Source organism: Sphingobium sp. SJ10-10 (assembly GCF_036038995.2).
In the GTDB taxonomy this organism is placed as follows: Bacteria; Pseudomonadota; Alphaproteobacteria; order Sphingomonadales; family Sphingomonadaceae; genus Sphingobium.
Map to the genome: position 1 here is coordinate 2,210,406 of NZ_CP158132.1, position 13,065 is coordinate 2,223,470.

The window sequence follows — 13,065 nt, forward strand, 5'->3', positions numbered from 1 at the left end:
GGAACCGAACCATGGTAGGCATCACCAACAAGACCCTTCTGGCCGAAATCCGCCGTCAGCAGCAGCTCTCCCAAGGCATTGTCGACGGCCAGACCGCCATTTCGACCGGCAAGACGCTCACCAAGCCATCGGACAATGCGCTCGCCTGGGTGCAGGTGTCGGACATCGGCCGGGCGCAGGCGCAACAGGCCGCCTGGCAGTCCAATGTCAGCACCGGCACGACACGCGCCGCCAATGCCGAATCCAATCTCGGGGAGATGAACACGCTGCTGACCCGCGCGCAGGAACTGGTGACGGCAGCGCGCAACGGATCGCTGAACGACGCCAGCAAGACCGCGATCATTGAGGAAATGAAGACGATCCGCACGACGATCGATTCGCTGCTCAACCAAAAGGATTATAACGGCGTCCCAACCTTCGACGACGGGCAGAGCGTGCTCGTTCCGGTGAGCCGCGGCCTTAATCTCGCGGTGGTCGGCACCCGGCAGGAAGTGTCCGAAGGGATCGACGTGAACGGCACGCCGATGACGCTGGACGACATATTGGGCCAGAGCATCACAGCCTTGCAAAGCGGCACCGACGCCGATGTCGTCGCCGCGCTGGACGCCATCAAGGCGGGGCAGAATCACGTCGTCCTGGAACAGACCAAGCAGGGCGTGCGCAGCGACCGGCTGGACGTGATCGGCACGCGCCTCACCGATATCGACATCGATCTCAAGGAACGGCGCGCCGATCTGGAATCGACCGATCTGACCGAGGTCATTTCCTCGGTATCGGCCAAGCTGCTCCAGTTGAATGCGGCGCAATCCGCCTTTGCGCGGATCAACCAGCAGACGCTGTTCGATCTGATCAAATAAGCGATAAGTTGTCGGGCTGACTTGGCTCCGTGCTCCTGCTCTCGCGGGAGCACGCCGCGCTTATATGGCCCGCCCTTCTATAACATACTGAAATATTTTCGTTTCCTGTCGGCAATGCCGCCACGGATTTTTCGACTGACGCCCTAAACCATCAGATAACCAAGCCGTATTAACCAATCGAGAGCGTCTTTCATGCGATGCTTCGATCAAGACGGCGCCTTCGGGCAGAATTTCGGGGATAATCATGTTCGCAATCATCGGCCTGGTCGTGCTGCTCGCCATGGTGTTCGGCGGCTTCATCTTTACAGGCGGCGACATCGGCCCGGTTCTGCACGCGCTTCCGCATGAAATGATCATCATCGGCGGCGCCGCTGTCGGCGCGCTCATCATCGGCAATTCGGGCGCGGACCTGAAGGCGCTGGGCGGCGGTCTTGGCAAGGTGTTCAAGGGGCCGAAATATAAGAAGCAGGATTTTCTCGACTGCATCTTCCTCGTCTCCAAGCTGATGAAGACTTTGCGCGTCGAAGGGCCGGTGGCCCTGGAACCGCATATCGAGGATCCGAGCAGCTCGGTCATCTTCTCCGAATATCCGCGCCTGATGGGCGACAAGACGCTGATCCACCTGATCAGCGACACGTTGCGGCTGGTCGTCGTCTCCTCCGGCACGCTCGATCCCCATGCGGTCGAGGAAGTCATGGATAATGCGCTCAAAACCCATCATCATGAATCGCTAAAGCCCGCCGACAATCTTCAGGGACTGGCCGACGCGCTTCCCGCGCTGGGCATCGTCGCGGCGGTGCTGGGCGTGGTCAAGACCATGGGTTCGATCGACCAGCCCCCGGCCATATTGGGCGGCATGATCGGTTCGGCGCTGGTCGGCACTTTCCTGGGCGTGTTGCTCGCCTATGGCATGGTCAATCCCTTCGCCAATCGCTGCCGCGCCGTGATCGAGGCTGACGGGTCGATGTACCATGTCGTCAAGCAGATCATCGTCGCGTCGCTGCACGGCCATCCGCAGCCGCTGGTGATCGAGGCGGCGCGCTCCAGCCTGACCCATGCGAACCAGCCGGCCTTTGCCGAAGTGTTCGACGGCATGCGGGGCAAATAAGCCATGGCCGAGAAGAAGCGCGGGGCGAACGAGCCCGAACCCCGGCCGATCATCGTCAAGAAGATCATCGTGGAGGGTCATGGCGGCCATCATGGCGGCGCATGGAAGGTCGCCTATGCCGACTTCGTGACGGCGATGATGGCCTTCTTCCTGCTGATGTGGCTGCTGGGCGCGACCACGGAAAAGCAGCGCAAGGGGCTGGCCGACTATTTCACGCCGACCCTGGTGCAGATGAAGGAAAATTCCGCAGGCTCCAACGGCATGTTCGGCGGCGACAGCATGATGGGCAAGGAAAATTACCCGACCACCGGCGGTCAGGGCAATCTGGCCATCACCATGCCGCGCGACGCGTCGGGCACGAAGGATCAGGGTGGCAAGGCGACCAAGGCAGCCGACCGCGCCAAGTTCGAATCGATCAAGAAGGAACTGGAGGCGCGCATGGCCCGCCGCCAGGGCATCAACAAGCTGCGCAAGAATGTCCGCTTCACCGAAACGCGGGAAGGACTGCGCATCGACCTGATCGACGAGGCGGATTTCGCCATGTTCGCCATGGGCACTGACCGGCTGCTGCCGCAGGCGCGCGAACTGGTGGATGAGGTTGCCAAGACGATCCAGACCATGCCCAATCCGCTGATCGTGCGCGGGCATACCGATGGCCTGCCCTATAGTTCGGGCCAGACGATGAACAATTGGATGCTGTCGTCCGCCCGCGCCGAAGCGACCCGCAAGGCGCTGGCCGCGAGCGGCATCGGCAATGACCGCTTCGCCCGGATCGAGGGCGTGGCCGATCGCGAGCCTTTCGCGAAGGGCGATGTCTACGATCCGCGCAACCGGCGCATGTCGATCATCCTGGGGTGGAGCCGGGGTGCGGGGGACAGCGATTCAGATGAGCAGGTTGACGCGGAAACCAAGGCGGCGATCAAGGAACGCGACAATCCGATGACCATCGCCCGCAGCGAAGCGCAGAAGCTGGACATGGGCGGGACGAGCCTGCCTGCGGGCGCGCAGTTGCTCAACCCGACCGCGAAGGGCACCTCGAACAAGCCTGGCAAGCATTGAGGCGAATTGGCTGATTTGGGTGGATGGCGGAATGGCGGCTTGCAGGATCCGATGAGCCAAAGCCGACATCCTGTTAAACTTTACTGCCTACACCATAGGATTATGAAAACCATTGACGATCATACCCCGGCTCCGCTTGCACTTCGCATTTGCGCGGGGAAATTTGGCGAGGCCGTTGCTCGCATGCTTAGTGAAGAGCAGTCATGGTGGCACAATCACCACGGGCCTAGCATCGTTGGAATGCCGATATCGAACTATGATTTGAGCGAATACGGGGCAGTAGCCACGGCGCTAAGGCAACTTGGCGTAATGCACTCGATACTCCACGACGATGGCATTCGACGCGTTTCATTTGCACTAGATGCAACTGAAATTGCTCCTTTTATCGAAGGTTCATCAGGTCACGGTGAAGCAAGTTTTCTGTCGCTGATCCTTCGATCTATAGATTTGATCGATGCTTATGGTCGCGGAAACGGACGTATGCCTTGGCCAACATGGGGTGGTGATCTGCAAAAATTCGGACCAAGCGACTTCTTTGAGCCGCCCGATCATTGCCGAGAGGCAATGATCGCTGCAGTGCCATGCGGACTGGCGGAAGAGGCTTCTCCTTCGTTTCGCTGGACCCCGAAGATGACACAAATCTATATCGAGGATGATCTCGGAAGGCAGGCGCGGCAGCGCATATCGTTTCCGCACGGATGATCAGCATCATGTCTGCTAAAGGAAATCTGCCCGAGACGCATTAACGGCAAAAACTGGTCGTTTTCAGATCCTCCCTTTACGGCCCAAGCCAAGCCTCAACTCACCCGTAACCCAATGGCCACAGGCTCCTCACAAAAACATCCTATTACTCCATCAACGCACAATTAAACCTGTCCTATTCCGCGCCGACTGGCCTATCCCACATCCCTTCTTTGAAACGTCCGACACATCACGCCCTCACGCCTACGCGCGCCCAGGCACGCGCGCGCATACACTGTGAACTTCGGCGGAAAATGGCCATTTCAAGCCGGCAAAACCAAACTTGCCTCCAACCCTCCCTGCGCCCGGTTGGCCAGTTTCAACGCTCCGCCATGCTCCGCCATGATCGCCCGCACCAGCGCCAGACCCAGCCCAGCCCCCCCGGTTTCCCGATTGCGCGAGCCTTCGAGCCGGGTGAACGGCTCCATCATCTCTTCCATCCGATCCTCGGATATGCCGGGGCCGTCATCCGCCACGATCATGCGGATCACATCCTCGCCCCGCTCCACCGAGACATGCGCCCGCTCGCCATAGACGATGGCGTTTTCGATGAGATTGCGCAGCGCCCGGCGAATCTGCTGCGGGCGCACATTGGCGACTGCGCGGTCGCTGTCCGCCAGGTCGACAGGCGAACCCAGTTCCAGAAAATCCTCGACCACCGCATCGGCCAGCGCCGACAGGTCGACCTTCTGCCGGGCCTCGCTGCTGCGGCCCGCGCGGGCCAGCGAGAGGATATCCTCCAGCATCCGGTTCATTTCCTCGATCGTCTCGGACATGCGGGCGCGCTCGCCCTCGTCCTCGACCGATTCGGCCCGCACCCGCAGCGATGCCAGCGGCGTGCGCAGATCATGGCCGATCGCGCCCAGCATCCGGTCCTTCTCGTTCAGCATCGCGAAGATGCGGCTGCGCATGGCATTGAAGGCCATGGTGAGTTGTCGGACATCGCCGGGACCGCGTTCCTCGACCGGGTCCGCCGATCCGGTGCGGGCGAATTGCTCCGCCGACCCAGTCAACTGTTTCAATGGCCGCGCCAATCTGCGCCCCACCCACAGCAGCGGCAACAGCACGATCCCGTACAGGATCAGCGTCTGCCCCACCAGCCATCCGCCAAAGCGCGGTGGCCGGTCCCCAATGCGCGCCTGCGTCAGCGCCCATTTGCCGGGCTCATATTCCACCGCCATGGCGAGGCGCGCCATGCGCATATTGCCGGGCCTTCCCCCGGCCGCCCGCCGACGGAAATTGTCCCAGCGCCGCGGCGGCAGCGCCTGGCTCTGTTCGACCGCATGAATGGAACGGACCGCAAGGCCGATATCGTCGAACATCGCCTTGGCACGGCGTTCGACATCGGGGCGGGGTTGTCCCTGCAACACCGGCGCGGCGGCAAGGAAACGCACGCGGCCCCGCCGGTCGGCGTCATCGCCGCGCCGGTCCGGCCGGTTGTCGAGCGCGTCGACGATCCGGTAGACGCCCGGCGCTGTCTGGGACGTCAGCTCGATCCGCTGGCGTTCGCGCAGCAGCAGGGCGAAATTGATCGCCTGCGCCACGAACAACGCCAGCGCGACCAGGATGATGATCTGGCCAACGAGGCTTTGCGGCCAAAGACGCAGCCGCTTCACAGCCTGCGCACATCCGCGGACAAAGTATAGCCGCCGCCCCAGACCGTCTTGATCAAGGTCGGATTTCTGGGGTCCGGCTCGATCTTCTTGCGCAGACGGCTGATCTGGTTGTCGATCGCCCGGTCGAAGGCATTGGCCTCCCGCCCCTGGGTGATGTCCAGCAACTGGTCGCGGCTCAACACCTGATTGGGCCGCGTCGTGAAGGCCAGCATCAGATTATATTCCGCCGTGGAGAGCGGCAGCGCCACCCCCTCGCCGTCGACCAGCGTGCGTTCCTGCGTCTTGAGCAGCCAGCCCGCAAAGGCATAGGTGGCGCCATCAGGCGCTGTGACGCGCTGGCCGCCAGTCGCGACGCGGCGGAAGATCACCTTGATGCGGGCGACCAGTTCGCGCGGGGAGAAAGGCTTCAGCACATAATCGTCCGCCCCCATTTCCAGGCCCACGATGCGGTCCGTCTCTTCCGATTTCGCCGTCAGCAGGATGACCGGGATCTCACTGGTTTCGCGGATATGGCGGCAGAGCGACAGCCCGTCCTCGCCCGGCATCATGATGTCCAGGATCACCAGATCGATGGCGTTGGCGTTGAGACGCATCCGCGCTTCCCCCGCATTTTCGACGGCCGTGACGCGAAAGCCGTTGCGGACGAGATATTGCGCCAGCGGCTCGCGGATCGAGCGCTCGTCGTCGACGAGCAGCAAATGGGGTCGTTCGCTCATGGTCCGGCTCTTGTCATGGCTGGGTGCGGGTTGGAAGGGCGAAGGCGTGCAATCAACGCCTTCGCCCCTGCCCTTAGTTCGCGGGTGGCGGTGACGGCGGACCCTTGCGGTCGCGCCAGCCGTCGCGGAAGGCCTGCCGCGCCGCCTTCATCTCGTCGGCGGTCACCTTGCCGTCATGATTGGCGTCGGCCTTGTCGAACATGGCGAGCGGGCGGGCCAAGAACTCGGCCTTGGTGATGGCGCCGTCCTTCTTCATCTCGTCGCCTCTGCCGCCCATGCCGTGTCCCCATCCGCGATGGCCACGGCCGTCCGGCTCATCGGGCTTGCCCATATGGTCATGCATGCCATCATGGCCCTGATGCCCGGCGGCAAATTCCGCCTTGCTGATCTGGCCGTTCTTGTCGGTATCGAGCGCGGCGAAACGTTCATCGAGCCGTTGCTGACGGAGGATGTCGCGATCCGCCTGGTCAAGCTTGCCGTCCTTGTTCGCGTCGAGCCTGGCGAAGCGGGCTTCCAACGCGACGGTCAGTTCCGCCTTGGTGACGGCGCCGTCCTCATTGGCATCGGCCATCATCAGCATGCCGCCGCCCCGCGCTCCACCAGCGTGGGGGCCGTCATCCTGCGCGAAGGCAAGGTGGGTGGCGGCGAGCCCGCCGACGAACAGCGAGCCAACAGCCACCGTGGTCATGAATTTGCGGATCATTGGGGTCTTCCTTCAAAGCGCCTGTCACGAACGGCGCCTTGCCGTCCATGAAAACGCTTGTCGGGGAGTTTTGTCCCGCAAATTTGTCACGTCACCCGGTAAAATGTCGCAATTTGTATCGGGGGACGGACTTTCCTCAACAGTCGCGGCGTCCCAGCAGACGCAGACTCCAAGGCGCGATCAACGATCGCGCCGTCCCAACAAACGCAAGCGAAGCGCGTTAAGCTTGATGAAGCCCGCCGCGTCGCGCTGGTCATAGGCGCCGGCATCGTCCTCGAAAGTCACGACCTTCTCGCTATAGAGCGAGTTGGGAGATTTGCGGCCGACGACATAGACGCCGCCCTTGTAGAGCTTCAGGCGAACGGTGCCGGTCACTTTTTCCTGGCTATGGTCGATCGCGGCCTGCAACATCTCACGCTCCGGCGAGAACCAGAAGCCGTTATAGATGAGTTCGGCATAGCGCGGCGCCAGCTCGTCCTTGAGATGCGCGGCGCCGCGATCCAGCGTCAGTTGCTCGATCCCCCGATGGGCGAGATGATAGATGGTGCCGCCCGGCGTTTCGTACATGCCGCGCGACTTCATGCCGACGAAGCGGTTCTCGACGAGATCGAGGCGGCCGATACCATGCTTGCGGCCATATTCGTTGAGCGTCTCCAGCAGAGTCGCGGGCGACATGCCGACGCCGTTGATCGCCACGCCGTCGCCACGCTCGAAATCGACGGTGATATATTCGGGCGCGTCGGGCGCATCCTCCGGATTGACCGTGCGCGAATAGACATAGTCCGGGGTTTCTTCCCACGGATCTTCCAGCACCTTACCCTCGGAGCTGGTGTGCAGCATGTTCGCGTCGGTCGAGAAGGGGCTTTCGCCGCGCTTGTCGCGCGGGATCGGAATCTGGTGCTTTTCAGCGAATTCGATCAGCTTGGTGCGGCTGGTCAGATCCCATTCGCGCCACGGGGCGATCACCTTGATGTCCGGGGCGAGGCCATAATAGCCCAGTTCGAAGCGGACCTGGTCATTGCCCTTGCCGGTCGCGCCATGCGACACCGCATCGGCACCGACCATTTTCGCGATCTCGATCTGGCGCTTGGCGATCAGCGGGCGGGCGATCGAGGTGCCGAGCAGATAGAGCCCTTCATAAAGCGCGTTGGAGCGCATCATCGGGAAGACATAGTCCTTCACGAATTCTTCGCGCAGGTCGTCGATGAAGATATGCTCTTCCTTGACGCCCATGAGCTGCGCCTTGGCGCGGGCCGGCTCCAGTTCCTCGCCCTGGCCGAGGTCAGCGGTGAAGGTCACCACCTCGCACTGGTAGGTCTGTTGCAGCCATTTCAGGATCACGCTGGTATCCAGCCCACCTGAGAAGGCAAGAACGATGCGGTTGATCTTGTCGGACATGGGCAACTTTCCTTGAGGCGGGCCTGAGCGGCCATGCAATTACCGGCGGGCCGGTATCAGGCCGTGCGTTCCAGTGCAACCGAATCGAGGGAACTATAGCATGACGAAGGGGACGCCGATCGAAACCGGCATCCCCTTTTTTCGACAGAAGTCGATCGGACTCAGCTTGTCCGTGGCTTGAAGACGCCCTCGCGCCGCCGGTCCGAACCGAAGCGATAGACCGTCTGCGCGGGCGTCGTCATCGGCCGGGGCGAATCGGCCGGGGCCGTGACCGGAGCCGACGGGATTGCCGCTTGCTTCTGTTGCTGGGCAAGCAGGAATCTCGCGCGGGTCATCCGCTTCGCATGGGTGCGGAACGGGTTTTCGGGGCTGGGCGGCGCTGCCACCATCGCCTCAAGAATGCGATCCTCTTCACTCTGCGCGGTGACGCTCACCGGGGGCGGAGTCATCAGCGGCATGGCCGGAGCAGGCGTAGGTGCTGGTTCCATGGGCGCAGGCTGCCTCACCTCTTCCACCCATTCCTCTTCCACAACGCGCCGCTTGCGTCCGCGCAACAGCGCTGCGCCCGCCAGCCCGACGAGCAGCAGAGAACCGCCGCCCAAAGCCCATAACAGCGCTGGATCGATCCCGGCCTCCGACGGTGGAACAGGCGCCTGGGGTGCAGGCACTGCTGATTCAGCCGGGGCCACGGTTTCGGCCGGCGGCGGCGGTGTCGGAGAGGATGCGGCACGCTGTACCGGCGGTTCGGCGCGAGGCGCAGCCGGCTCAACTGTCCGCGCTACCGTCCTGGCTGCCGCTTTAGGCGCGGCACGCTTCACTGCGACAAGTGGCGCGAGTTCGGCATTCTCAGCCTTGGACGCCGCGATGGCGGCATCCAAACGCTGCTCGACCGGGGGTGTAGGTTGGACCATCGGCTGTGTCGGCGCGAAAACCGGAGCAGGCGCGGCAGCCTGCGGCGCGGGTTCGGCCTGGGGAACCGCGACCGCCGGGTCGGGGGGCGGTATGACGGTCTGCGCGAACAGCGCGGGGGAACTGAAGGCCAAAACAGCGGCAATCGCGGCCCTGGCCGGGCGAACTGAGCGAGTGTATCCAGTCATAGCCCAGGTTGAACCCGCAAGCTTGACGATTCAGCGCAATGCCCCGCCGCCATTCCAGACCAATCGGGCGAAACCGCCGACGAATTGATCCGAACGCAGCCAATCTTAACAGCCATTCATCCTTATCAAAGGCATTCAGCGATGGGCATATTTTCCATTTCCATGGGAAATAACGAACCGTTACTTGGGATCGTTGCTCTTATTGTCCAGACGCGCGCCCTCGATCTGACGGTTTTTCCGTTCTTCTTCCAAGGACTGAACCAGACGTTCGGCCTTCGTGCGCCGGAATTTGGCGCGATTGCTTTGCGCCAGACGGTCCTTGTCCGCACGCGCCTTGGCCTTGCGGGCCTGCCGAAGATTGATGATGTCGCCCATAAGCAGGGACGGGCCTCTATGAGGAAATGGAGCGGGTAGCGGGGATCGAACCCGCATCACAAGCTTGGAAGGCTAGTGCTCTACCATTGAGCTATACCCGCCCGTCAGGTTGAGCGCCCTGCCATCATCGGACGGGGTTCGTCAATATGGCAAAGTGACAAAAGGGGCCAATATCCGCCTTAACCCCACGCGATATTTGCACTAACAGGTGGCATGACCACGCCTTCCCTGCGCCAGTTGGACATATTCGCGCAGATGGTGGCATCGGGCAGCCTTTCGCGATGCGCCCGCGACCTGGGCGTCACTCCTGATGACGTGGCGCGGGATCTGGCATCATTGGAACTGCGCCTGGGCTACCGCCTGTTCGACGATCTGGCCGGAGAAGCCCGCCTCACCGCGGCGGGTCGGAAAACGGCGCAGGCCATGACCCTGCTGTCGCAGGATCAGCCGGACAATTGGCAAGTCGATCAGGCCGACGACATCGCGCCACCGCCGTCCGGCGCTTCCCCGCCGCCCCCATCGCCCTCGCGGGAGACCATCGTCCTGGCCGCGCCCGCGCCGGTCTTCGGCCATTTTCAGGAGGCTCTGGCAGCTTTCGAGGCGGCGAATGACGATATCGCGATCACGCTCGACCTGACGGTCCATCTGGCCGACGAAGCCGCATGGGCGCTGCATCGGGGCAAGGCCGACATCGCCTATTTCTACGCCTTGGGCGAAACGAAGGATCCGCCCTCCCGCTATGGGTGGTCGGAGCAAATCAACCTCTATGCCGGCGTCGACCATCCGCTCGCCCGCCGCGAAAGCGTGGCGATGACGGAGCTGGCCGACATGCCGACGCTCGCCATGGAACCGCGCAACGGCCTGCGGCTGATCATCGACGAGGCGCTGATGCGCGGCGGCGTGCGGCTGGGCAATCCCGTTCTGGAAACCGACAATCTCTTCGACATCATGACCATCCTGCGCGAAGGGGCCGGCTGCTTCGCCGCCTTCGGCCCGCTGGCACGCGATCTGGGGCGGATGACGGGGATCAGGCGGATCGCGCTCGAACGCCCTCTGCCAGCCATAGAAGTGCGGCAGGCCGTCCGTCCGCAAAGCCCTGCCGCCGCCGCCGCGCTGGCAGAATTTCTCTTTCTTTAACTGTTATTTGCGGCTGGATGAGGCGATTTCGCGGCCAATGCTTATTCATGCGCCGAAGCGGTATTGATATGCTATATCATTTCAGATAGGAGAGCGCATCTCCTCCCGATTCAAGGATGACGAACCGAATGTATCGTTCCGCGCTGTTGCGTGCCGGTTGCGCCCTATCCGCACTTTCTGCCGCCTTTCCTGCATTTGCCCAAGACGCCGCCAGCGACACCGCGCCACAGGCCTATCATGATCAACGAGCGGACATCGTCGTTACCGCCATCATCCCCCGACGGCAGGGCGACATATTGTCGGGCACCTCCGTGGTTTCGGGCGAAGCGCTGACCCGCGCGCTGCGCCCCACCATTGGCGACACGCTGGCCCACCAACCGGGCGTTTCAGCGACCTCCTTCGGCCCCAACGCCTCCCGCCCCGTCCTTCGCGGCTTCCAGGGCGAGCGCGTCCGCATCCTGACCGACGGCATCGGCAGTTTCGACGTGTCGAACACCTCGGTCGACCATGCGGTGGCGATCAACCCTCTGACCGCCGATCGGATCGAGGTGCTGCGCGGACCGGCAGCGCTGCTCTACGGGTCGTCGGCCATTGGCGGCGTGGTCAATGTGATCGACAGCCGCATCCCCCGCCGCGTGCCCGATGAGCCGATCCATATCGACGGCATCGCCACCTATGGCAGCGCCGCCAATGAGCGCACCGGATCGGGCGAGATCGAGGCGCCGATCGGTGACAAGTTCGTGGTCCATTTCGACGGCAGCTATTCGAAGAGCGGCGATCTCGACACCGGCAATTACATCCTGACCCCCGCCCTGCGCGCACAGGCCGCCGCTAGCAGCGATCCGGCGATTGAGGAGCTGGCCGATCTGCGCGGCAAGCTGCCCAACAGCGCAGCGCGGACCTGGGAAGTGGCAGGCGGCGCGGCGCTGATCACCGACGGGGGGAATCTGGGCTTCTCGGTCGCGCATACCGACAATTTCTACGGCGTGCCGGTGCGCTATTCACTCGATCCCAATGGCACGGCGGAGCAGGTTCGGCTGCACATGAAGCAGGACCGCGCCGATCTGCGCGCCGAACTGCCCGTCAATGGCGGCTTCCTGGAATCCATCCGCCTGCGCGCGGGCTTTGCCGATTACCAGCATCAGGAAATCGAGGAATCGGGCGCGGTCGGCACGACCTTCTACAACCAGTCGATCGAATCGCGGCTGGAACTGGTGCAGGCCAAGCGCGGCGGCTGGGACGGCGCGATCGGCGCGCAGTTCTTCGCCCGCAATTTCCATGTCGTGGGGGAAGAGAAATTCCTGCCGCGCAACGAAACCGAACAATTGGGCTTCTTTACCTTGCAGTCCTTCGACCTGGGCACGACGCGGGTCGAACTGGGCGGGCGTTACGAACATACGCGGGTCGGCGCGGATGCCGACGAGACGCTGCTCAACCCGGCCTATCATCGCAGCTTCGACGCGCTGTCCGGTTCGCTGGGGATCAGCCAGGAAATCATCCCCGGCTGGCGCGCCGGGTTGAACCTGTCCCGCACCGAACGCGCGCCATCGGCGGAGGAATTGTTCGCGCGCGGCAACCATGCCGGGACACAGGCCTTTGAACTGGGCAATCCCAATTTCGGGCCGGAAAAAAGCTGGGGCATTGAAGGCACGCTACGCGGCCAGGGCAAGGGCTATACGATCTCGCTATCCGCCTATCACAATTGGTTCGACGGCTATATCTATGATTCCCTGGCCGATGACAGCGTCTGCATGGCGGTCAATGGCGGCGAACCGCTCGACTTCCCCTGCTATCAGAATTTGCAGGCCAATGCCCGCTATCTCGGCTTCGAGGCGGAAGGCACGCTGAAAGTCGGGCAGATCGGCGGCTATGCCATCAATCTCGATGGGGTGGCCGACTATGTCCGCGCCACCATCAAGGGATCTGGCCCGGCTCCGCGGATTCCACCGCTGCGCCTATTGGGGGGCGTTGAATTGCGGGGCGACCGGCTAAACCTGCGCAGCGAGGTCGAACACAGCTTCGCGCAGGATCGCATTGCCGACACCGAAACGCCGACCGACGGCTTCACGCTGGTCAACGCGTCGCTCTCCTTCAAGCCCATCAAGGGCAATGACCGGACGACCATCACCCTGTCCGCCAACAACATCTTCGATGTGGAGGCGCGGCGGGCGGCTAGTTTCCTCAAGGATTACGCGCCCTTGGCGGGACGCGATATCCGGGTGACGGCCCGTCTGTCGATCTGACAAGCGGATCGATTG

12 protein-coding genes and 1 tRNA gene are annotated in these 13,065 nt (G+C 62.8%); 6 read left to right on the plus strand and 7 right to left on the minus strand.

The features are described from left to right. Positions 1–11: 11 nt before the first annotated feature. The 4 genes from VVT58_RS10765 (at position 12) to VVT58_RS10780 (ending at position 3,726) form a co-directional block, all read left to right on the plus strand. The gene (locus VVT58_RS10765) at positions 12–857 is read left to right on the plus strand and encodes a flagellin (RefSeq protein ID WP_327755007.1); all 846 of its coding nucleotides are present in this window, start codon (positions 12–14) and stop codon (positions 855–857) included. A 244-nt stretch (positions 858–1,101) separates the two neighbouring features. After that, positions 1,102–1,965 carry a flagellar motor stator protein MotA gene (gene motA / locus VVT58_RS10770; RefSeq protein ID WP_066554621.1) on the plus strand — a complete coding sequence of 288 codons (864 nt, stop codon included), beginning with the start codon at positions 1,102–1,104 and terminating at the stop codon, positions 1,963–1,965. A gap of 3 nt (positions 1,966–1,968) precedes the next feature. Next, positions 1,969–3,024 (plus strand): flagellar motor protein MotB, encoded by a 1,056-nt coding sequence (locus VVT58_RS10775; protein WP_066554617.1) that lies wholly within the window; start codon positions 1,969–1,971, stop codon positions 3,022–3,024. 102 nt (positions 3,025–3,126) lie between these two features. Continuing rightward, positions 3,127–3,726 carry a hypothetical protein gene (locus VVT58_RS10780; RefSeq protein WP_327755008.1) on the plus strand — a complete coding sequence of 200 codons (600 nt, stop codon included), beginning with the start codon at positions 3,127–3,129 and terminating at the stop codon, positions 3,724–3,726. Between the two features lie 302 nt (positions 3,727–4,028). Here the strand turns inward: VVT58_RS10780 and VVT58_RS10785 are convergent, their stop codons facing one another. The 7 genes from VVT58_RS10785 to VVT58_RS10815 form a co-directional block, all read right to left on the minus strand. After that, entirely contained in the window at positions 4,029–5,381 is a 1,353-nt protein-coding gene (locus tag VVT58_RS10785; RefSeq protein ID WP_327755009.1) for an ATP-binding protein, read from the minus strand. Beyond that, complete coding sequence (locus tag VVT58_RS10790) at positions 5,378–6,097, minus strand: response regulator (RefSeq protein ID WP_066554609.1); 720 nt, start codon at positions 6,095–6,097, stop codon at positions 5,378–5,380. Before VVT58_RS10790 ends, VVT58_RS10785 begins: the two co-directional genes overlap by 4 nt. Positions 6,098–6,170: 73 nt before the next feature. Further along, entirely contained in the window at positions 6,171–6,800 is a 630-nt protein-coding gene (locus tag VVT58_RS10795; protein ID WP_327755010.1) for an EF-hand domain-containing protein, read from the minus strand. 180 nt (positions 6,801–6,980) lie between these two features. Then, complete coding sequence (locus VVT58_RS10800; protein WP_176597416.1) at positions 6,981–8,198, minus strand: argininosuccinate synthase; 1,218 nt, start codon at positions 8,196–8,198, stop codon at positions 6,981–6,983. Positions 8,199–8,359: 161 nt separating this feature from the next. Further along, on the minus strand, positions 8,360–9,241 hold the full coding sequence (locus VVT58_RS10805; RefSeq protein WP_327755011.1) for a hypothetical protein: 882 nt from the start codon (positions 9,239–9,241) through the stop codon (positions 8,360–8,362). Positions 9,242–9,475: 234 nt separating this feature from the next. Beyond that, positions 9,476–9,670, minus strand: coding sequence for a DUF4169 family protein (locus tag VVT58_RS10810; protein ID WP_327755012.1), 195 nt, complete (start codon positions 9,668–9,670; stop codon positions 9,476–9,478). 27 nt (positions 9,671–9,697) lie between these two features. Beyond that, positions 9,698–9,771: transfer RNA gene (locus VVT58_RS10815), tRNA-Gly, on the minus strand. A gap of 112 nt (positions 9,772–9,883) precedes the next feature. On the opposite strand from VVT58_RS10815, the gene VVT58_RS10820 reads away from it, so the two are divergent. Continuing rightward, the gene (locus VVT58_RS10820; protein ID WP_327755013.1) at positions 9,884–10,807 is read left to right on the plus strand and encodes a LysR family transcriptional regulator; all 924 of its coding nucleotides are present in this window, start codon (positions 9,884–9,886) and stop codon (positions 10,805–10,807) included. Positions 10,808–10,935: 128 nt separating this feature from the next. Next, positions 10,936–13,050: a TonB-dependent receptor domain-containing protein gene (locus VVT58_RS10825; RefSeq protein ID WP_327755014.1), complete on the plus strand. Its 2,115-nt coding sequence runs from the start codon at positions 10,936–10,938 to the stop codon at positions 13,048–13,050. Positions 13,051–13,065 lie beyond the last annotated feature (15 nt).

Excerpts from the sequence above, each read along its gene's own strand:
- VVT58_RS10765 (WP_327755007.1), top strand. The coding sequence starts at position 12 with ATGGTAGGCATCACCAACAAGACCCTTCTGGCCGAAATCCGCCGTCAG.
- motA (WP_066554621.1), top strand. The coding sequence starts at position 1,102 with ATGTTCGCAATCATCGGCCTGGTCGTGCTGCTCGCCATGGTGTTCGGC.
- VVT58_RS10775 (WP_066554617.1), top strand. The coding sequence starts at position 1,969 with ATGGCCGAGAAGAAGCGCGGGGCGAACGAGCCCGAACCCCGGCCGATC.
- VVT58_RS10780 (WP_327755008.1), top strand. The coding sequence starts at position 3,127 with ATGAAAACCATTGACGATCATACCCCGGCTCCGCTTGCACTTCGCATT.
- VVT58_RS10790 (WP_066554609.1), bottom strand. The coding sequence starts at position 6,097 with ATGAGCGAACGACCCCATTTGCTGCTCGTCGACGACGAGCGCTCGATC.
- VVT58_RS10795 (WP_327755010.1), bottom strand. The coding sequence starts at position 6,800 with ATGATCCGCAAATTCATGACCACGGTGGCTGTTGGCTCGCTGTTCGTC.
- VVT58_RS10800 (WP_176597416.1), bottom strand. The coding sequence starts at position 8,198 with ATGTCCGACAAGATCAACCGCATCGTTCTTGCCTTCTCAGGTGGGCTG.
- VVT58_RS10810 (WP_327755012.1), bottom strand. The coding sequence starts at position 9,670 with ATGGGCGACATCATCAATCTTCGGCAGGCCCGCAAGGCCAAGGCGCGT.
- VVT58_RS10820 (WP_327755013.1), top strand. The coding sequence starts at position 9,884 with ATGACCACGCCTTCCCTGCGCCAGTTGGACATATTCGCGCAGATGGTG.
- VVT58_RS10825 (WP_327755014.1), top strand. The coding sequence starts at position 10,936 with ATGTATCGTTCCGCGCTGTTGCGTGCCGGTTGCGCCCTATCCGCACTT.